Origin of the sequence: Pseudomonas hamedanensis, from assembly GCF_014268595.2 — a bacterium.
In the GTDB taxonomy this organism is placed as follows: domain Bacteria; phylum Pseudomonadota; class Gammaproteobacteria; order Pseudomonadales; family Pseudomonadaceae; genus Aquipseudomonas; species Aquipseudomonas hamedanensis.
Genome location: NZ_CP077091.1, coordinates 1,956,526 through 1,978,678, shown reverse-complemented (window position 1 = coordinate 1,978,678; position 22,153 = coordinate 1,956,526). Strand labels below are relative to the sequence as shown.

General features: G+C 63.7%; 6 protein-coding genes. 3 read left to right on the top strand and 3 right to left on the bottom strand.

Translation table 11 applies throughout. From position 1 onward, the window contains the following. Positions 1 to 182 precede the first annotated feature (182 nt). Both HU739_RS08385 and HU739_RS08380 read right to left on the bottom strand, forming a co-directional pair. Positions 183 to 2,009: a glycoside hydrolase family 15 protein gene (locus HU739_RS08385; protein ID WP_186550976.1), complete on the bottom strand. Its 1,827-nt coding sequence runs from the start codon at positions 2,007 to 2,009 to the stop codon at positions 183 to 185. Next, entirely contained in the window at positions 2,002 to 2,802 is an 801-nt protein-coding gene (locus tag HU739_RS08380) for an SDR family oxidoreductase (protein ID WP_186550977.1), read from the bottom strand. Before HU739_RS08380 ends, HU739_RS08385 begins: the two co-directional genes overlap by 8 nt. Before the next feature lie 253 nt (positions 2,803 to 3,055). On the opposite strand from HU739_RS08380, the gene HU739_RS08375 reads away from it, so the two are divergent. Beyond that, positions 3,056 to 4,228 carry an MFS transporter gene (locus tag HU739_RS08375; RefSeq protein ID WP_186550978.1) on the top strand — a complete coding sequence of 391 codons (1,173 nt, stop codon included), beginning with the start codon at positions 3,056 to 3,058 and terminating at the stop codon, positions 4,226 to 4,228. A gap of 106 nt (positions 4,229 to 4,334) precedes the next feature. Here HU739_RS08375 and HU739_RS08370 read toward each other — a convergent pair whose 3' ends face one another. Beyond that, complete coding sequence (locus tag HU739_RS08370; protein WP_186550979.1) at positions 4,335 to 5,468, bottom strand: cupin-like domain-containing protein; 1,134 nt, start codon at positions 5,466 to 5,468, stop codon at positions 4,335 to 4,337. A 131-nt stretch (positions 5,469 to 5,599) separates the two neighbouring features. Here HU739_RS08370 and HU739_RS08365 point away from each other — a divergent pair, with 131 nt between their 5' ends. After that, positions 5,600 to 6,334, top strand: coding sequence for a thioesterase II family protein (locus HU739_RS08365; protein WP_186550980.1), 735 nt, complete (start codon positions 5,600 to 5,602; stop codon positions 6,332 to 6,334). Positions 6,335 to 6,588: 254 nt separating this feature from the next. Then, positions 6,589 to 22,152, top strand: a complete 15,564-nt coding sequence (locus HU739_RS08360; protein ID WP_186550981.1) for a non-ribosomal peptide synthetase — start codon at positions 6,589 to 6,591, stop codon at positions 22,150 to 22,152. Position 22,153 lies beyond the last annotated feature (1 nt).

Below are 22,153 nucleotides of genomic sequence, written 5' to 3'. Positions count from 1 at the left end.
GGCGCAAAGCCAGGCAATGCGGTCCCTCTGGACGGATGGAGACGCAGGGTTTGGGGCCGCTTCGCGAACCAGCGGGAGCAAGCTCCCTCGCCACAAAGGGAATTATTCTGCTGATGGCTGCGTAGGACTTGGCCTGGTAAAGCACAGTTTTGTGGAATATGTCCTACAGACAGTGGCGAGATTTACGGCTGCCAGGAACTCTTTTCCCCACTCAACTTGCGATCCAGAAAACTCGCCGCACTGATCAACGCCAGATGCGTCAGCGCTTGCGGCGTGTTGCCCAAGTGCCGCCCATGGCTGTCGAACTCTTCGGCATACAGCCCCAGCGGATTGGCATACCTGAGCAACTGTTCAAACTCCAAATGCGCTTTTTCCACTTGTCCGGCGCGGGCCAGGCATTCGACGTACCAGAACGAGCATGCGGCGAATGCGCCTTCGGTACCGCTGAGGCCATCGATATTGCCGTCGTCGTTGCGGTAGCGATAAACCATGCCGTCGCGCACCAGATTTCTTTCGATCGCTGCGAGCGTCGACAGCCAGCGCGGGTCCTTGGCACTGACGAAACGTACCAGCGGCATCAACAGCATCGAGCCATCCAGCGCGGTGCCACCCTTGTACTGGACGAAATGTCCGCGTTCCTCATTCCAGAAGTTGTCCCAGATGTCGGCATAAATCGCTTGCCGGGTCTGATCCCAACGGGCGAACGGTGCCGGCAGCGAGCGTTTCGAGGCCAGACGGATGGCGCGGTCCAGGGCCACCCAGCACATCAAGCGTGAGTGCAGAAAGTGATGCTGCTCGCCGCGCATTTCCCAGATGCCGACATCCTCGGTCTGCCAGGTTTCACAGACCTGATCGACCACTTCGCAGACGTGCTTCCAGCCTTCATGGGAAATCGCGTCGCCGTATTTGTTGACCAGATAAACCGCGTCCATCAGCTCGCCAAAAATGTCCAGCTGGATTTGCTCAAAGGCGCCGTTGCCGATGCGCACCGGTGTTGCGCCGCCGTGGCCGGACAGGTGCGTCAGTTCGCTCTCCGGCAGCTCCTGGCGGCCGTCGATGGCGTAGAGAATGTTCAACTTCATCGGTTTGCCGCAGCAATCGCTGACCCGTCCACGCAGCCATTGCATGTAGTGGTTGGCTTCATCGACAAAACCCAAACGCATGAACGCATACACCGTGAACGACGCATCGCGGATCCACGTGTAGCGGTAATCCCAGTTGCGTTCGCCGCCGGGGGTTTCCGGCAGACCGAAGGTGGCGGCGGCGAGGATCGCGCCGTGCTTGCGCGAGGTCAGCAGTTTCAGGGCCAGGGCCGAGCGGTTGACCATTTCTCGCCAGCGTCCGCGGTAGTTGGACTGGCCGATCCAGCCGCGCCAGAACAGCAAGGTGCGCTGTATGCACAATTCAGCGGCCCCTGCGGCGAAGCGCGGGTCGTCGCTGGCGCCGAGCATGAACGCGGCGGTTTCGTTTTGCTTGAGGGTGAACTGCGCCACCGCCGCGTTGGCGTCTAGCGTTAACCGCTGATCCGAGGCCAGGCGCAGTGACGGCTGGCCGGCGGCGCTGAACGTCACGTCCTTATCGTGCCACTGCGCCTGAGTATCGGCGCGGCCGTAATCATGGCGCACCGCGCAGCGCAGGTGGAACGTCGCCGAGCCGCTGACCACACGCACACGGCGCATCAGCAACGGCAGGGCATCGTCATGGTCACCGATGGGCAACAGATCAGTGATCTCGACCACCGCTTGTTCACTCAACCAGCGAGTCTGCAAGACGTTGGTGTCGGGCAGATAAATCTGCTCGCGCCGGGCGCCGGGCAAGTCCGGTGCGAGCTGGAAAATCCCTGCTTCAGGCGTGTCCAGCAACGAACAGAAAATCGACGGGCTATCGAACTCCGGCCAGCAGAAAAAATCCACACTGCCCCTGTCGTTGACCAGCGCCGCACTGCGCATGTCGCCAATGATGCCGTGGGCATCGATGGCGCTTTGGCGTTCCGGATGATGATCAGCCATTGCCGCGAAACCCCGGATAGAGGCTCATGCCGCCATCGATGAATAGCGTGGTGCCGACGATATAGTCAGACAGGTCGGAGGCGAGAAAGACCACCGCGTTGGCGACATCTTCGACGTCGCCGATGCGGCCGTAGGGAATCAGTTCGAGCAGTTTCTGTCCCGCCGCACCTTCAGTGGCGTCACGGTTGATCGCCGTGCGAATCGCTCCCGGGGCAATGCTGTTGATGCGGATGCGCTGGTGACTGACCTCCTGGGCCAAGCTCTGCATCAATTGATCGACGCCACCCTTGGACGCCGCATAGTTGACGTGCCCGGCCCAGGGAATGCGCTGGTGCACCGAACTCATGTGAATGATCTTGCCGGCGGCCCGGGACACGCCTTCGCGCACGCCCTGACGCTGAAAAATCCGCAACGCCGCGCGGGCGCAGAGAAACTGCCCGGTGAGGTTGACGCCGATCACCGTGTTCCAGTCGTCCAGCGTCATGTCCACGGCTGCGGCGTCTTTCTGCAGGCCGGAGTTGGCCACCAGAATGTCCAGCGAACCGAAGGCGTCGACGGTCTCGGCAAACAGCCGCTCGACCTCGTCTTCTTTCGAGACATCGGCACCGATGGCGAGCGCTTTGCCGCCCTCGGCGTTGATTTTCGCAGCCAGCTCTTCAGCGGGTTTGGCGCTGCTGTTGTAGTTGATGACGACGGCGGCACCGGCGGCGGCCAGTGCCTGGGCGGCGGCGTGGCCGATGCCGGAGCTGGCGCCGGTGACCAGCGCTACCTGATGAGCGAGGGAAATCTGCATGACGATTTACGCCTTGATTCAAGAGACTTAAGTAGCTGACTGATGGTAGGCGCTGAGAGTTCATTGGGTGGATGCGGTGATTGCGCTGGCCCCTTCGCGAGCAGGCTCGCTCCCACAGGATCTGTGTGCGCCGCAAATCCACTGGTGGGAGCGAGCCTGCTCGCGAAGAGTGCTTCACATTCCACTAACAATTCGCCGCTTCCACGCGCTTGAACCCTATGGCAAGTTGGCTGCCCTTGATGAGGCAGTCCCCATGGCAAACCCGTACCGCGAACTGTTCACCGCCCCCGGCGCCCGTGCGTTTGTGCTGGCCGGGATGCTCGCGCGCATGCCGATTTCCATGACCGGCATCGGCGTGATCACCATGCTCGCGCAATTGACCGGCGGCTATGCGCTGGCCGGCGCGGTGGCGGCGACGTTTGCCCTGGCGACGGCATTTTGCGCGCCGCAGGTGTCGCGGCTGGTCGACCGCTACGGGCAGGGGCGGGTTCTGCCGGTAGCAGCACTGGTCGGCGGTGGTGGGTTGCTGATGCTGCTGTTGTGCACGCGAATGCAGGCGCCGAACTGGACATTGTTTGTCTGCGCCGCGCTGGCCGGCTGCATGCCGAGCATGTCGGCGATGGTGCGGGCGCGCTGGACTGAGATCTACCGTGGCCAGCCGCAATTGCAGACGGCCTATGCGCTGGAGTCGGTGCTCGACGAGGTCTGCTTTATCGTCGGGCCGCCGCTGTCGGTGGGTTTGTCCGTCGCGGTGTTTCCCGAGGCCGGGCCGTTGGCGGCGTTGTTGGCGCTGGCGATCGGCGTGACGGTGTTCGTCGCCCAACGCAGCACCGAGCCGCCGGTGCATCCGCATGAGTCTGAGCATCAGCGCTCGATCATTCGTTCGACGGATGTCCAGTGGCTGCTGGCCTTGATGCTCGCCATGGGCGTCATCGTCGGGGTGATCGATGTGGTCAGCGTCGCTTTCGCCCAGCAGCAGGGCCAGCCAGCGGCGGCGAGCATTGTCTTGTCGGTCTACGCCATCGGCTCGTGCCTGGCCGGCATCGCCTTCGGCGCAATGCGCTCGAAGCTGCCGTTGCCGCGACTGTTTCTCTATGGCGGTGTGGCGACGGCAGTGACCACGTTACCGCTGCTGTGGGCGAGCAATATTGTCGGCTTGTCGCTGGCGGTGTTCGTGGCCGGGCTGTTTTTTTCGCCGACGCTGATCGTGGCGATGGCCCTGATCGAACGCATCGTGCCGCCGGCCAAACTGACCGAGGGCCTGACCTGGCTGGTGACGGGGTTGAGTATTGGCGTGGCGATCGGCGCCGCCGGATCGGGCGCGTTGGTGGATGCGTTTGGCGCGCGCAGCGGGTTTTGGCTGGCGATTGCGGCGGGGGCGGTGGTGTTGGTTTCAGCGTTTCAAAGTTTCCGCCACTTGAAATGAAACTCCATTGTGGGAGGGGGCTTGCTCCCGAAGGCGGTGGGTCAGATGGTGATGTGCTGACTGACCCACCGCTTCGCGAGCAGGCTCACTCCTACAGGGGATCGGGTTACCAGCCCCGGCCGGAGTTGACCCAGAAGTTGACCGATAACGACGTCGACACCGATTCCACCTGATGGAACCAGCCCTCCGGCAAAAACAGCAAATCCCCAGCCTCCAGCGTCACCCGCAGAAATGTCACCTCACGCGCCGCCGGGAAGCGTTCATAGTCCGGCGCGTCCGGGTTGAAATCGCAGCCGTCCAGGCCACCCTGTGGTGCGGTCGACCACGTACCGAGCGCCGCGCGGTGATGCGGGGCGGCGAGGGTGAATTTTTTCTGGCCCCAGACCTGCGCGAACAGGTTGTCGGTGTCATCGCGGTGCAGCGGCGTCAGCGTGCCCTTGGGGCCGATCCAGATGCGCGGCGGGATAAACAGCGAGGTGTCGAAGTAGGGCGGGTACTGGATCTGCTCCAGCAACTGCGCCGGCAAAATGTTGTTGCCCATGTACGCCGGCGGCTCGCCGTCTGTGCCTTTGACGGCCGGGCTGTCCAGCGAGGCGATGAATTCGGCCATCGACGTGGAGCGAAAATCACGCTCGGTGGAAAAGGTCTTTTTCACGTAATCGCCGTGGCGGGTGATGCCTTGCAATTGGGCAAAATGCACCAGCGATTCTTCGCGGCTGAGCTTGAACAGTGGCCAGTCGTGCAGGGCATTGCTGATGACCACCGGAACGCCGTTGGGCAGGTAATCGCGCTTGAACTGTTCGACCGACAGTTCGCTGCGCGCGATGCGTTCGACCACGGTCTGCACCGGCAGGCGCGCGGTCAGTCGTTCGCTGACCCGCGGCGGCGTCGGGTAGCGCTTGTTCATATCGACCTTTTCCACGGCGGCGGCACCGCTGCGCGCATGGTCGATGATCTGCGGCAGCATCGTTGCAAGGCCCATGTTGCCGCCAATCTTCAGGCGACCGCTGGCGAACAGCTCCTCGACGTTGGCGGTGCCGGCCATGATGCCCATGAAATCTTTTTCCGCCACTTCGATGGTCACGTCCGGGCTTGCATGGCGTCCGGCTTCGGTGCGTGTGGTCTGGCGAATTTCCGACCAGAAGGCCTGATGCGGGGCAAACACGAATTGAAAGACCCCTTCAATCCCGACGGCGCTGGCATTGGCGAACAGTAAACTCAGAATCGTCTGCAGGTCCACGGCGATGCCTCTTGTTGGTTTTGGCGTGAACAGGAGACGTGCCATGTGCGGGGAAATTTACCGCGCTGGTTAACTTTCAGCCGCGCTCGTGCGTTCTGTTAGCAATATGGTTTTTTTTGGAGGTGAGCGCGGTGACTCAGTTGACACTGCTGTGCCTGCCGTATTCGGGGGCCAGCGCGATGGTGTACAGCCGCTGGCGGCGCAAACTGCCCGAGTGGCTGAAGTTACAGCCTGTGGAATTACCGGGGCGCGGCATGCGTTTCGATGAGGCGTTGCAGACTGACATGCCGGCGCTGGTGCAGCAATTGGCCCGTGAGCTGCGCGGTTCGCTGCAAGCGCCTTATGCCCTGTTCGGTCACAGTCTGGGGGCGCTGCTCGCCATTGAACTGGCGCACGCCTTGCGCGCCCTGGGTTGTCCGCCGCCGGTGGCGCTGTTTGCCTCGGGTACCGCCGCACCGAGTCTGCGCGACGAATACGATCGTGACCTGGCGCGCCCCAAAACCGATGCCGAGTTGCTGGAGCAATTACGCTCGCTGCAGGGCACCAGCGCCGAGGCCCTGGAAAACCAGGAATTGATGAGCCTGACCCTGCCGATCCTGCGTGCCGACTTCCTGTTGTGCGGCAGCCATCGCCCGGTCGAGCGGCCACTGCTCGATTGCCCGGTCCACGTGCTCGGCGGCAGCACCGACCGTGCGACCACCGAACAGTTGATCGGCTGGAGCCGGGAGACCTCCGGCAGTTTCTCCGTGGACATGTTTGCTGGCGGGCACTTTTTCATCCATGAACACGAAGCCAAAGTGCTGCGCCTGATAAAGGGGCATCTGGACGTTCATCATCGGCGGCTGGGTGCGCTGGCTGCTGTGTAATCACTCCCGAAATCGGCTCGAAACCTGTAGGAGTGAGCCTGCTCGCGATAGCGGTGTATCAGTCAACTCATCATTGTCTGGAATACCGCTATCGCGAGCAGGCTCACGCCTATAGGGGGTTTTTCATATCCGCAAACCTGCGCTTTGCCCCCCGCCTGACAGTTGTTCTCATTCGCTAATTTTTCCGGTCTGCATTCGTTTTATAGGGACGACGTGCCTTTGTGCTTCCTGCCTACTGATCCGGATGCTTAGAAATGAATGCTGAAGACTCCTTGAAACTCGCTCGCCGGTTTATCGGGTTGCCCCTGGAAAAGCGCCAGATGTTCCTGGCTGCGCTGAACAAGGAAGGTGTGGATTTCGCGCAATTCCCGATTCCCGCCGGTGTCGAGGCCGAGGATCGTCACGCGTTGTCCTACGCCCAGCAGCGCATGTGGTTTCTCTGGCAACTGGATCAGCACAGTGGCGCCTACAATCTGCCCGGTGCGGTGCGGCTCAAGGGGTCTCTCAACACCGTAGCGGTGGAGCAGGCGTTCGCCAGTCTGGTGGCGCGTCATGAAACCTTGCGCACGGTGTTCGAGCGTCAGGCCGATGACCGTTTGCAGCAGGTGCCGGGCAGTGCGCCGTTGCGCGTCGAGCAGGTCGATCTGCGCGAGTTGCCGGCGCAGGCGCGTGAGCAAGCGGTACTGCGCGAGGTCGAAGCGCAATCGCTGCAGCCGTTCGATCTGGCGTGCGGACCCTTGCTGCGGGTGAAACTGCTGCGCCTGGCCGAGCATGAGCATGTGTTGCTGCTGACCCTGCACCACATCGTCTCCGACGGCTGGTCGATGAATGTCCTGATCGACGAATTCACCCGTTGCTACGACGCCCATGATGCGGGCGCCGAACCGCAACTGCCGGCGTTGCCGATCCAGTACAGCGACTACGCGTTGTGGCAGCGGCGCTGGCTGGAGGCGGGCGAGCAGGCACGGCAACTGGCGTACTGGCAGGCGCGCCTGGGTGATGAACACCCGGTGCTGGAACTGCCGACCGATCACTCGCGTCCGGCCGTGCCGAGCTATCGCGGCACCCGCCATGAATTCACCCTCGACAGCGAACTGGCGCAACAACTGCGCAGCACGGCGCGCAAGCACAACATCACCTTGTTCATGCTGTTGCTGGGCGCTTTCAATGTGCTGCTGCATCGCTATACCGGGCAGAACGACATCCGCATCGGCGTGCCGATCGCCAACCGTAACCGCGCCGAAGTCGAAGGCCTGATCGGCTTCTTCGTCAACACCCAGGTGCTGCGCACCGAGCTGGATGGCCAGACCCGCATCGCCGATCTGCTGCGCAACATCAAGGACACCGCGCTGGGCGCCCAGGCGCATCAGGATCTGCCGTTCGAGCGACTGGTCGAAGCGCTGAAACTGGAGCGCAGCCTGAGCCATACGCCGCTGTTCCAGGTGATGTACAACCACCAGCCGCAGGTCGCCGATCTGGCGGCGCTGACCACGGCGTCGGGGCTGCAACTGAGCGCGCTCGACTGGCAGAGCCGCACGACCCAATTCGACCTGACCCTGGACACCTATGAGCAGGGCGGCAAGCTGCGCGCGGCGCTGACCTATGCCAGCGATCTGTTCGAAGCCTCCACCATCGAACGTATGGCACGGCACTGGACGCGTCTGTTGCAGGCGATGGTCGGTGATGCCGAGCAGCGTATCGGCGAGCTGCCGCTGCTCGACGCAGATGAACTGCACGTGCTGGTTCACGACTGGAACGACACCGCACAACGCTATCCGACCGAACAGTGCATGCACCAACTGATCGAGGCCCAGGTCGATCGCACCCCGCACGCCACGGCGCTGGCGTTCGGCGACACCGAGCTGAGCTATGCGCAGCTGGATGCCCGTGCCAACCAATTGGCCCATCTGCTGCGTGAGCAGGGCGTCGGTCCGGATGGGCTGGTGGGCGTCGCGATGGAGCGTTCGATTGAAATGGTCGTCGGCCTGCTGGCGATCCACAAGGCCGGCGGCGCCTACGTGCCGCTGGATCCTGAGTACCCGCAGGAACGCCTGGCCTACATGATCGAGGACAGCGCGATTACGCTGCTGTTGAGCCAAAGCAGCCTGCTGCAACGCTTGCCGGCCGAAGGGGTGACGGTGATCGCCCTTGATCGGAACGACGACTGGCTGGCGCGCTACAGCGATACGCGGGTGCAGGTGCCGATGCACAGCCTGAACCTGGCCTATGTGATTTACACCTCCGGCTCCACCGGTAAACCGAAGGGGGCCGGCAACAGTCACGCCGCGCTGGTCAACCGCTTGTGCTGGATGCAGCAAGCCTATGCGCTGGATCAGCGCGACGCAGTGTTGCAAAAGACCCCGTTCAGTTTCGACGTTTCGGTCTGGGAATTCTTCTGGCCATTGATGAGCGGCGCGCGTCTGGTGGTGGCGGCGCCGGGCGAGCACCGTGAGCCGGCGCGGCTGATCGAGACCATCGGCCGACATCACATCACCACGCTGCACTTCGTCCCGTCGATGCTCCAGGCGTTTATTCACGAGCCGGGCGTCGTGGCGTGCAGCAGTCTCAAACGCATCGTTTGCAGCGGTGAAGCGCTGCCGCTGGACGCGCAGTTGCAAGTGTTCGCCAAGCTGCCGCAAGCCAGGCTGTACAACCTTTACGGCCCGACCGAGGCGGCAATCGACGTGACTCACTGGACCTGCGTCGACGAGGGCGCCGACAGCGTGCCGATTGGCGAGCCGATCGCCAACCTGCGCACCCATGTGCTGGATGCGCAGTTGTCCCCGGTGCCGGCGGGCGTGGCCGGCGAGTTGTACCTGGGTGGTGCGGGTCTCGCACGCAGTTACCATCGGCGTCCGGCGCTCACCGCCGAGCGTTTTGTGCCGTGCCCGTTCCATGTCGGCGCGCGGTTGTACCGTACCGGTGACCGCGTGCGCCAACGCGCCGATGGCGTCATCGAATACCTGGGCCGTCTCGACCATCAGGTCAAGCTGCGCGGTTTGCGCATTGAACTGGGCGAAATCGAAACCCGGCTGATGCAACATCCCTCGGTGCGCGAGGCGGTGGTGTTGGTGCAGGGCGGCAAGCATCTGGTCGCGTATCTGGTGCTCGCTGACGCCGAGCCGGACGCGCAATGGCAGCCAACCCTGAAGGCGTGGCTGCTCGCCGGCCTGCCGGAATTCATGGTGCCGACGTATTTCATGCCGCTGCTGAAACTGCCGGTAACCGCCAACGGCAAGCTCGATCGCCGTGCCTTGCCGGAGCCGGAAGCGACCGTTCAGCAGGCATTTGTCGAACCTGAGGACGACCTGCAAAAAGCCCTCGCGGCGATTTGGCAGCAGGTGTTGGGCGCTGAACGAATCGGCCTGGACGACAACTTTTTCGAGCTCGGTGGTGACTCGATCATTTCGATCCAGGTGGTCAGCCGCGCCCGCCAGGCCGGCATTCGCCTGAGCCCGCGTGATGTGTTCCAGTACCAGACCGTGCGCAGTCTGGCGCTGGTCGCCACGTTCGACCAGCAAACCACTCAAGAGCAGGCTCCCGCCACTGGCGCGGTGCAGCTGACGCCAGTGCAGCATCATTTTTTCGATCAACCGATGGCGGTGCGTGGACACTGGAACCAGTCGCTGTTGCTGACTCCACGGCAAACCCTGCGGGCCGATGTGCTGGAGCGCGCGCTGACGCAACTGCTCAACCAGCACGACGCATTGCGTCTGCGTTTCACTGAAACCGCGCAAGGCTGGCAGCAGGCCTACGCCGAGACCGTCAGCGAATCCGGCTTGTGGCAGCGCCAGGCGGACAGCGCCGCCACACTCGCCACATTGTGCGATGAAGCGCAACGCAGCCTTGATCTGCACGCCGGTCCGTTGCTGCGGCCGCTGCTGATGCAAATGGCCGACAACACACAACGCCTGTTGCTGGTGATCCATCACCTGGCGGTCGACGGTGTTTCCTGGCGCGTGCTGCTGGAAGATTTGCAGCAGGCCTACACGCAACTGGAAAGTGGCGGCGGCGTGGTGCTGCCAGCGCGGACCAGCGCTTATCAGGCATGGGCTGAACACCTGCATGATTACCTGCCGCAACTGCGTTCGCAGGTGCCGTACTGGCAGCAACAAACGGCGGCGGCCGAGTTGCCGTGCGACCGTGCCGACGGCAGCCTGGAAAACCGTTTCGGGCAGAAAATCGAAGTGCGCCTGGACAGCGACCTCACCCGGCAATTGCTGCAAACCGCGCCGGCGGCTTATCGCACCCAGGTCAATGACCTGTTGCTGACCGCTCTGGCGCGGGTGATTTGCCGCTGGAGCGGTCAGCCCTCGGCACTGATTCAGCTGGAAGGGCATGGCCGCGAAGACCTGTTCGATGAGCTCGACCTGACCCGCACCGTGGGTTGGTTCACCAGCCTGTTTCCGGTCAGCCTGCAACCGCTCGATAGCCTGTCGGCCTCAATCAAGTCGATCAAGGAGCAACTGCGTGCGGTGCCCGGCAAAGGCCTGGGTTATGGTGTGCTGCGTTACCTCGGTGAGCCAGCGGTGCAGCAGTCGCTCGCCGCGCTGGCGCCGCCGCGCATCACCTTCAATTACCTCGGCCAGTTTGATCGCCAGTTCGACGAGGCTGCGCTGTGGGAACCGGCCCGCGAACGCAGCGGTACGGCGCAGGACGAGCAGGCGCCGCTGGCCAACTGGCTGACCGTCGAAGGCCAGGTGTATGGCGGCGAGCTCGCCCTGCAATGGGGTTTCAGCGAGCAGATGTTCGATGCCGCGACCATCGAGACATTGGCCAGCGCTTATGCCGACGAACTCAAGGTGCTGATCGACCATTGCTGCCAGACCCCGGCCGGCCAGGCGACACCGTCTGACTTCCCGCTGGCCAGCGTGACACAGCAGCAACTCGACGAGTTGCCGCTGACGCTGCCGGAGATCGAAGACCTGTATCCGCTGTCGCCGATGCAGCAGGGCATGCTGTTCCACACCCTGTACGAGCCGCAGGTTGGCGCTTACATCAACCAGTTGCGCCTGGACATCAACGGCCTCGACCTGGTGCGTTTCAGCGCAGCCTGGCAAGCGGCGCTGGCGCGTCATGACATCCTGCGCAGCAGTTTTCACTGGCAGGGCCTGCACAGCGCGCATCAGGCGATTCATCGGCAGGTCGAGCTGCCATTGCAGGTGATCGAGCAGACCGATGCCGACCTCGATGCCTTGGCCGATGCCGAGCGCGAGCGGGGTTTCGAGTTGAGCGCCGCGCCGCTGTTGCGTCTGCAATTGGTGCGTAGCGGTGCGCACGCCTGGCACCTGATCTACACCAGTCATCACATCCTTATGGACGGCTGGAGCAACGCCCAATTGCTCGCCGAAGTGATCCAGCACTACGCCGGGCAAGCGCCGGGCAAACCGCTGGGCCAATACCGCGATTACCTCGGCTGGTTGCAGCAACAATCGACCAGCGCCGGTGAGCAGTTCTGGACGGCCGCGCTGGCGCCATTGCACACGCCGACGCTGCTCGCCGAAGCCTTGCGCCCACCGGTTGCCGGGCAGGGCAGTGAAGAGCTGATCGTTGCGCTCGATGAGGCCGCCACTCGCGAGCTGGCGGATTTCGCCCGCCAGCACAAAGTCACCCTGAACACCGTGATGCAAGCGGCGTGGGCGCTGTTGCTGCAACGCTATACCGGTCAGGATTACGTGGCGTTTGGCGCCACGGTTGCCGGTCGTTCGGCGGCATTGCCGGGCATCGAGCAACAGCTGGGGCTGTTCATCAATACGCTGCCGATGGTCTGCGGCGCAGCGCCGGACCAACCACTGGGCCAGTGGCTCGGCGAGTTGCAGGCGCAGAACCTGAGCATGCGCGAGTTTGAGCATGTGCCGCTCTACGATATTCAGGGTTGGGCCGGGCACCAAGGCACGGCGCTGTTCGACAGCCTGTTGGTATTCGAAAACTTCCCGGTGGCCGAAGCGCTCAAGCGCGGCGCGCCGGCCGGGTTGTCTTTCGGCGACCTGCACAACCACGAACGCACCCACTACCCGCTGACCCTGGGCATCGAACTGGCCGCCGGCCTGAGCCTGGAATTCAGCTACGACACCGCGCGTTTCAGTGCCGCGCAAGTGGCGCAGTTGAGCGCCAATCTGCAGCACCTGCTGGCGCAAATGGTTGCGACCCCTGACATCCGTCTCGGCGCGTTGCAGTTGCTGGACGATGCGGGGCGCGCGCAGGTGCTGGCCGCCAGTCAACCGCTGCCGCTGCAACTGCGCAGCGAAGCGCTGGTGCACCAACGCTTTGCCGCCCAGGCGGCTGCGACGCCCCACGCGTTGGCGTTGCAAGTCGGCGAGCAACAGCTGAGCTACGGCGAATTGAACGCGCAGGCCAACCGCCTGGCCCATCGCTTGCTGGCGCTTGGCGTCGCGCCCGGCCAGCGCATTGGCCTGGCGATGCATCGCGGGCCGCAGTTGATCGTCAGCCTGCTGGCGGTACTGAAAAGCGCTGCGGCGTACGTGCCGCTCGATCCGCAATACCCGTCTGAACGCCTCGCCTACATGATCGGTGACAGCCGTCTCGATCTGTTGCTGTGCGAGTCCGATTTGCTGGCTGACCTGCCGCTGCCGACCACGCTGACGCGTCTGAGCCTTGGCGATCTGCAGGCTGAGCTGGCCGCTTATGCCGACACCGATCCAGACAACCAGGCAGTCGCGGCGGACCTCGCGTACGTCATCTACACCTCCGGCTCGACCGGGCAACCCAAAGGCGTGGCGATCGATCATGGCGCGCTGCGCGAGTTCTGTCAGACCGCTGCCGAGTATTCGCAACTGACCGCCGAAGATCGCGTGCTGCAATTCGCGACCTTCAGCTTCGACGGTTTCGTCGAGCAGTGCTACCCGCCGCTGTGTGTCGGCGCGGCGCTGGTCATGCGCGGCGACGAGCCGTGGGATGTCGGCCAGATGGCCGCTGCCATCGTTGCGCACCAGGTGACACTCGCCGACTTGCCGGCGGCGTACTGGTATTTGCTGGCGCGCGAATGCGCCAACGGCCGCGTGGCGGGGCTGGGCCAGCTGCGTCAGGTTCACGTCGGTGGCGAGGCGATGTCCGTCGAGGGCTTGCGCCTGTGGCACGCCGCGGGTCTGGGCCATGTGCGGCTGCTCAATACCTACGGTCCGACCGAGGCGACGGTGGTGTCCAGCGTGCATGAATGCCGTCTGCAAGATGCCAGCGACACCTTCGGTATTCCGATTGGTCAGGCCACGGCGGGACGCGCGTTGTATGTGCTGGATGCGGCGGGCGAGTTGCTTGCGGCCGAAGGCGTCGGCGAACTGTACATCGGCGCGCAAGCGTGTCTGGCGCAGTGCTATTTCGACCGCCCGGCGCTGACCGCCGAGCGTTTCCTGCCGGACCCGTTCGGCGGCGAGCCGGGTTCGCGCCTGTATCGCAGCGGCGATCTGGCGCGCTACAACGATGCCGGTGCACTGGAATACGTCGGGCGCATCGACCATCAAGTGAAGATTCGCGGTTTCCGCATCGAAATGGGCGAAATCGAAGCCTGCCTGCAAGCGCTTGATCAGGTGCGCGAAGCGGCTGTGGTGGCTCAGGACGGCGTCGGCGGCGCGCAACTGCTGGCCTATGTCGTCGCGACCGAGCCGGCTCGGCTGGCGGACGACCCGCTGGCACAAACGGCATGGCTCGACCACTTGAAAACCACGCTGCGTCAATCCTTGCCGGAATACATGGTGCCGGCGCATCTGGTACTGCTGGCGGCGTTGCCGTTGAACAACAACGGCAAACTCGATCGCAAAGCGTTGCCGAAGGTCGACCTGAGTCAAAGCCAATACGCTTACGTAGCGCCGAAAACCGCACTGCAACAACAGTTGGCGGCGATCTGGGAGGCGGTGCTGCACCTCGCGCCGGTGGGGCTGGACGATCACTTCTTCGAGCGCGGCGGTCATTCCTTGCTGGCGACCCAAGTGATTTCCCGGGTGCGCCATGAACTGGAACTTGACGTGCCGTTGCGGGTGTTGTTCGAGCAGCCGAGCCTCGGCGCTTTTGCACGGGCCTGCGCAGCGCTGCAAACCAGCCATGTGCTGCCGATGGTCGCGCTGGAGCGTGGCCAGCCGCTGCCCTTGTCGTTTGCCCAGGAACGTCAGTGGTTCCTCTGGCAACTGGAGCCGGACAGCGCGGCGTACCACGTGCCGACCGCGTTGCATCTGCGCGGGCACCTGAATGTTGCCGCGCTGGAACAGGCTTTTCAGGCGCTGGTGGCGCGCCACGAATCGCTGCGCACGGTGTTTGTCGAGCAACCGACGCAGACCCTGCAAGTCATTCGCCCGACCGAACGGTTAATCATCGAGCGCGCGGTTTTTGATTCTCAGAGCAGTTCTGCAGCGCTGAAGGCGCGGGTCGAGGCCGAAATCCAGCGGCCGTTCGATCTGCTCCAGGGGCCGTTATTGCGCGTGCTGTTGCTGGAGTTGTCCAGCGAGCACCACGTCCTGGTCATCACCGCCCACCACATCATTTCCGATGGCTGGTCGATGCAAGTCATGGTCGATGAACTGGTGCGTCTGTACGCCGGTTTCAGCGAGGCGCGCGATGTGCAGTTGGCGCCACTGACCTTGCAGTACGCCGACTACGCGGCGTGGCAGCGTCAATGGATGAATGACGGCGAAAGCGCTCGGCAACTGGCCTACTGGCGTGATCGCCTGGGTGGCGAGCAACCGGTGCTGGAGCTGCCGTTCGACTTCCCGCGTCCGGCGCAGCAGAGTTTCCGTGGTGCACGTTTTGACTTCGCACTGCCGGCCGATCTGGTGTCCGCGCTTGACGCCCTGGCACAGCGCGAAGGCGTGACGCTGTTCATGCTTCTGCTGGCCTCGTTCCAGACTTTGCTGCACCGCTACAGCGGCCAGCGCGACATTCGTGTCGGCGTGCCGGTGGCCAACCGTAATCGCCTGGAGACCGAGGGCCTGATCGGTTTCTTCGTCAACACCCAGGTGCAGCGCGCCGAGATCGCGCCAGACCACGGTTTCGAGCAGTTGCTGCAACAGGTTCGGCATTCGGTGCTGGAGGCCCAGGCGTATCAGGACTTGCCGTTCGAGCAACTGGTGGATGCGCTGCAACCGCAGCGCAGCCTGAGCCACAGCCCGTTGTTCCAGGTGCTGTTCAATCACCAGAACCTTCAGCATCAGCCCGTCGGCCTGGCCGGTTTGCAGATGGAAGGGGTTGCCTGGGACAGCGCCGCGGCACAGTTCGACCTGACACTGGACACCGCCGAGGTGCAGGGCGGTGTGGCGGCATCGCTGACGTACGCCACCGACCTGTTCAAGCACCAGACGATCGAGCAACTGGCGCGGCACTGGCTCAATGTGCTGCGCGCCGTGAGTCAGGACGCGTCGCGGGCGATTGGCGATTTGCCGTTGCTCGACGCTGCCGAACAGCAACTGATCCTGGCTGACTGGAACAGCCTGGAGCTGCCGCAGCCGACCGATTTCACCTTGCCAGCGCTGGTCGAGGCGCAAGTGGCGGCGACGCCACAGGCATTGGCGATGATTTTCGGTGAACAGCAACTGAGCTATGCACAGTTGAATAACCGCGCCAATCGTCTGGCCGTGCAATTGCGCGAGCTGGGCGTCGCCGCCGAAGTGAGGGTTGGCGTGGCCTTGCCGCGCTCGGTGGAGATGATTGTTGCGCTGCTGGCCGTGCTCAAGGCCGGCGGTACCTATGTGCCGCTCGACCCGAGCTACCCGACCGAACGCCTGAGCTACATGCTCGAAGACAGCCGGGCGGTGCTGTTGTTGGTGGGCGCCGACGCGCCGTTGGCTGCGCTCGCGGCGCCGGGCCTGCGTGTGTTGGCGGTGACTGCCGAGGCCGATGATGTGTCGCCCGTCAACAATCTGCCGGCGCTCAGCAGCCCGGATAACCTTGCCTACGTGATTTACACTTCCGGTTCCACGGGCAAGCCCAAAGGCGTGGCGATCACCCATCGCAATGCGGCGGCGCTGATTCAGTGGGCCCACGGCGTCTACACTCGGGAGGATCTGCAAGGGGTTCTGGCCTCGACGTCGATCTGCTTCGACCTGTCAGTGTGGGAACTGTTTGTGACCCTCGCCGGTGGCGGCTTCTTCGTCCTCGCGCAAAACGCGCTGGAACTGCCGGACCTGCCGGCACGTGATCGGGTCAGCCTGATCAACACCGTGCCGTCGGCGATTGCTGCGCTGCATCAGGCCGGGCAGATCCCGCCGAGCGTGCGCATCATCAACCTTGCGGGCGAGCCGCTGAAACAATCGCTGGTCGATGCCTTGTACAGCCAGCCGACGCTGCAACACGTCTACGACTTGTATGGCCCGTCGGAAGACACCACGTACTCGACCTATGTGCGGCGCGAAGCCGGTGGCCAGCCGAGCATCGGTCGGCCGTTGGCCGGCACCGACAGTTTCGTGCTTGATGCCCGTCTGCAGCCAGTGCCATTGGGGGTCGTCGGCGAATTGTTCCTAGCCGGCGCAGGTCTTTCCCGCGGTTACTTGCTGCGCCCAGACCTGACGGCCGAACGTTATCTGCCGAATCCGTTCAGCCGCACGGGCGAGCGCATGTATCGCACCGGGGACCTGGTGCGTTATCAGGCTGACGGGCAGATCGAATACCTCGGTCGCGTCGATCACCAGATCAAAGTCCGCGGTTTCCGTATCGAGCTTGGCGAAATCGAAAAACGCCTGCTGGCCCACGCCGATGTTCACGAAGCGGTGGTCGTTGCGCGTGAAGGCAACACCGGCACGCAACTGGTCGGTTATGTGGTGAGCAAGGCGGATCCGCAGGCAGCGTCACTGGATCAGACGTTGCGTGACTGGCTCAAGGAAACCCTGCCGGACTACATGCTGCCGGCGCAGTTGATGTTCCTTGAGCAACTGCCGCTGACGCCGAACGGCAAGCTCGACCGCAAAGCCTTGCCGGCGCCGGATTTCAGCACCGTGCCAGCCACCTATGTGGCGCCGCGCAATGCGCTGGAACAGGCGCTGGTCACGATCTGGCAAGACGTGCTCAAGCTGGCGCAAGTGGGCATCACCGATAACTTCTTCGAACTCGGCGGCGACTCGATCGTGTCGATTCAAGTGGTCAGCCGGGCGCGTGCGGCGGGGATTCACTTCAGTGCCAAGGCGTTGTTCCAGCATCAGACCGTACAAGGTCTGGCGCGCGTGGCGCAGCAGTCCGAGGCCGTGGCGCTGATCGATCAGGGGCCGGTGCGCGGCGCAACGCCGTTGCTGCCGATTCAGCATGATTTCTTTGCCCAGGCGATTGCCCAGCGTTCGCACTGGAATCAGTCATTGCTGTTGCGTCCGGCGCAAGCGCTGGATGCCCCGGCGCTGGAGCGCGCCTTGCTGGCGTTGCTGGAGCATCACGATGCGTTGCGCTTGAGTTTCGAACAGGCCGCGCACGGCTGGGACGCGCTGCATTTGCCGGCGGACTGGCAGGATAGCGTGCTGTGGCAGGCGGATGTCGCCGACGCAACGGCGCTCGACGCCTTGGGCGACAAAGCCCAGCGCTCACTGGACATCGAGCGCGGGCCCTTGTTGCGGGCGGTGCTGGCACGGATGGCCGACGGTTCACAGCGTTTGCTGCTGGTCATTCACCACTTGGCGGTCGACGGTGTGTCGTGGCGCATCCTGCTGGAAGATTTGCAGACTGCGTACGGCCAGCATCTGGCCGGGCAAACGGTGCAACTGCCGCTCAAGACCAGCGCCTTCAAGGCGTTCGCCGAGCGCCTGCAACAGTACGCCGAGACCGCGCCGTTGCAGGCCGAACTCGCTTACTGGCAGGCGCAAGGCGCATTGGCCGAACTGCCGTGTGACAACCCGGCCGGCAGCCTGGAAAACCGCCATGCCGTGGTCGTGCAGAGTCGCCTTGATGCGGGGCTGACCCGGCAACTGCTGCAAGACGCGCCGAGCGCTTATCGCACGCAAGTCAACGACCTGCTGCTGACCGCGCTGGCGCGCGTGATCTGCCGCTGGACCGGGCAACCGGCGACCTCGATCCAGCTCGAAGGCCATGGCCGCGAAGAACTGTTCGATGACATCGACCTGACCCGTACCGTCGGCTGGTTCACCAGCCTGTTCCCCCTGCGCCTGACCCCGCAGGAGCGTCTCGACGACTCGATCAAGGCAATCAAGGAGCAACTGCGCAACGTGCCGAACAAAGGCCTGGGGTTCGGCGTCTTGCGTCACTTGGGCGATGCCCCGGCGCGGGCCGCGCTGGCCGAGCTGGCGATGCCGCGGATCACCTTCAACTACCTCGGCCAGTTCGACAGTCAGTTCGACGAGCGCGCGTTGTTTGTGCCGAGCGCCGAAAAGGCCGGCGCCGAGCAAAGCGCCAGCGCACCGCTGAGCAACTGGCTGTCGCTCAACGGTCAGGTGTATGGCGGCGAACTGAGCCTGGACTGGAGCTTCAGTCGCGAGATGTTCGACGAAGCCACCGTCCAGCGTCTGGCCGACGACTACGCCACCGAGTTGAGCCTGCTGATTGCGCATTGCGTGAACCCTGTAAACGGCGGCTTCACGCCGTCGGACTTCCCGCTGGCGCCGCTGCAACAGGCGCAACTGGACGGGTTGGCGCTGGTCGCCCGCGACGTCGAAGACCTCTATCCACTGTCGCCGATGCAGCAGGGCATGCTGTTCCACAGCCTGTTCGCCGAAGGCAGCGGCGACTACATCAACCAGATGCGCGTCAGCGTGCACGGCCTTGATGTCGAGCGTTTCCGTGACGCCTGGCAAGCCACGGTGCAGGCCCACGAGGTGCTGCGCAGCGGTTTCATCTGGACCGGCGAGCAAGCACAACCGGTGCAAGTGGTGCAGCGTCAGGCGCTGTTGCCGTTCAGCGTGCAGGACTGGCGCGGTCAGGCCGGTCAGGCGCAAGCACTCGAGGATCTGGCCAGCGCCGAGCGCGCGCACGGCTTCGATCTGAGCGTGGCGCCGCTGCTGCGTCTGCTGCTGGTGCGCACGGCCGACGATTGCCATGAACTGATCTACACCAGCCACCACATCCTGATGGACGGCTGGAGCAATTCGCAGTTGCTCGGCGAAGTGCTGCAACGCTACAGCGGTCAGGCGTTGCCGAACCGCGTCGGCCGTTACCGTGACTACATCGGCTGGCTGCAACGCCAGGATGCGCAGGCCGCGCAAACCTTCTGGAAAACCCAACTGAGCCTGCTTGATGAGCCGACCTTGCTCGCTCGCGTCTGGGCTGACGGCGCGTCGGCGCAGGACAGCGGCCAGGGTCGTCACACGCAACTGCTCGACGCTCAGCAGACACGTCGCCTGAGCGAGTTCGCCCGCCACCACAAAGTCACGCTCAACACCGTCGTGCAAGGCGCGTGGCTGTTGCTGTTGCAGCGCTACACCGGTCAGTCGGCCGTGGCGTTCGGCGCAACCGTGTCGGGGCGCCCGGCCGATTTGCCGGGTGTCGAGCATCAGGTCGGGTTGTTCATCAACACCTTGCCGGTGATCGCCGCGCCGCGTCCGGAACAAGCGCTGGGCGCGTGGCTGCAGGCCTTGCAGTCGCAAAACCTGGCGTTGCGCGAATACGAACACACGCCATTGTTCGATATCCAGCGCTGGGCCGGTCAGGGCGGCGAAGGGTTGTTCGACAGCCTGCTGGTGTTCGAGAACTACCCGGTGTCTGCGGCACTGGATAAAGGCGCGCCGCCAGGCATGCGCTTCGGTCAGGTGTCGAGCCATGAACAGACCAACCTGCCGCTGACCGTGCTGGTCGATCTGGGCGACACGCTGTCGCTGGAATTTGCCTACGCACAGCGGCATTTCAGCGCGGCGGTCGTTGAGCAGATGGCCGGGCACATGCAGCAGTTGTTGCTGCAATTGAGTTGCGCATCGGCAGCAGAGCGGGTCAGCGACGTGCACCTGCTGGATGCCGCGCAGCAGCACGCAGTGCTGCGTGATTGGAACCGCAATAGCGCGACGTTCCCGCAGACCGCCAGCCTGCATCAGATGATCAGCGCACAGGCGCAGCGCGCGCCCGACGCCATTGCACTGAGCCTCGACGAACAGCAACTGACGTACGCCGAACTGAACCGCCGCGCCAACCGTCTGGCCCATGCGCTGATCGAGCGCGGTGTCGGCCCGGACGTGCTGGTGGGCCTGGCGGCCGAGCGCTCGATCGAGATGATCGTCGGCGTGTTGGCGATCCTCAAGGCTGGCGGCGCTTACCTGCCGCTGGATCCGCAATACCCGGCGGAACGGTTGCAATACATGGTCGAGGACAGCGGCATCAGCCTGCTATTGATGCAGCCGGGCGTGCTGGCGCATCTGGCCTTGCCGGACAACGTCCAGACCTTGCTGTTGGGCGAGGCGGGCAACGGTTACCCGGCAAGCGATCCGCAGGTGGCGGTCGACAGTGACAACCTAGCTTATGTGATTTACACCTCCGGTTCCACGGGCAAACCGAAAGGCACGCTGCTCGCGCACCAACAGGTATTGCGCCTGTTTGCGGCCACCGAGCGCGGGTTCAACTTCGGCGCCGAAGACCGCTGGACGCTGTTCCACTCCTACGCGTTCGACTTCTCGGTCTGGGAAATCTTCGGCGCGCTGCTGCACGGCGGGCGTCTGGTGATCGTGCCGCACGCGGTGAGCCGCTCGCCTCAGGCGTTCTACGACTTGCTCTGCCGCGAGCAAATCACCGTCCTCAACCAGACGCCTTCGGCATTCAAGCAACTGATGCAGGTGGCGACCGACTCCCGGCAGAGCGCAGAACTGGCGCTGCGCTATGTCGTGTTCGGCGGCGAAGCGCTGGAGGTCAAGAGCCTGCGTCCATGGTTCGAGCGTTTCGGTGACAGCGCGCCGCAACTGATCAACATGTACGGCATCACCGAAACCACCGTGCACGTCACTTACCGGCCGCTGTCGCTGGCGGACTTGCACAACGAGGCGGGCAGTCCGTTGGGTGAGCCGATTGCGGACTTGTCCTGGTACGTGCTGGATGCCGATCTCAATCCGGTCGCCAAGGGTTGCATCGGTGAATTGCACGTCAGCGGTGCCGGTCTGGCGCGGGGGTATCTGAACCGCGCCGACCTCAGCGCCCTGCGTTTCGTGCCGAACCCGTTCAGCGAGGATGGCGAGCGCTTGTATCGCACCGGCGACCTGGCGCGCTATTGCGCCGATGGACGGATCGAATACAGCGGCCGCATCGACCATCAGGTCAAGATTCGCGGCTTCCGTATCGAGCTGGGTGAAATCGAGGCGCAACTGCTTGCCGTGCCGGGCATTCGTCAGGCTGTGGTCCTTGATCAGCCGGGCGCTGGCGGCGTGCAACTGGTGGCGTACCTCGTCACGGCGCAACCGGTCGAGCCGGCAGAGCAGGGCGCCTGGCGTGAGCGCGTGCGTCTGGCACTCAAGGGCAATCTGCCGGACTACATGGTGCCTGCGCACCTGCTGTTGCTCGACAGCCTGCCGCTGACCGCGAACGGCAAACTGGATCGCCGTGCCCTGCCGCCACCCGACGCGCAACTGTTGCAGAACGCCTACGTGGCGCCCGTCAGTCCACTCCAGCAGCAAATCGCTGAAGTCTGGGGCGAGGTGCTGAAACTTGAGCGGGTCAGTCTCAGCGACAACTTCTTCGAGCTGGGCGGCCATTCGCTGCTGGCGACTCAGGTGGTGCTGCGTCTGCGCGAGGTGCTGGGTGTCGAAATCCCGCTGGCGAGCCTGTTCGGCAGTGCCGATCTGGCGGCTTTCAGCGAGGCGGTACAAGCCCTGCAACCCGATTCGCAGCCCGTTCATGATGTTTTGGCTAAATCCTTGGAGGCTCTCAATCGTTTATCAGCAGATGAACTTGAAAAACTGATTTCCTAAC

Bases quoted from the DNA above. Each gene is read 5' to 3' on its own strand.
- HU739_RS08385 (WP_186550976.1), bottom strand. From the start codon at position 2,009: ATGGCTGATCATCATCCGGAACGCCAAAGCGCCATCGATGCCCACGGC.
- HU739_RS08380 (WP_186550977.1), bottom strand. From the start codon at position 2,802: ATGCAGATTTCCCTCGCTCATCAGGTAGCGCTGGTCACCGGCGCCAGC.
- HU739_RS08375 (WP_186550978.1), top strand. From the start codon at position 3,056: ATGGCAAACCCGTACCGCGAACTGTTCACCGCCCCCGGCGCCCGTGCG.
- HU739_RS08360 (WP_186550981.1), top strand. From the start codon at position 6,589: ATGAATGCTGAAGACTCCTTGAAACTCGCTCGCCGGTTTATCGGGTTG.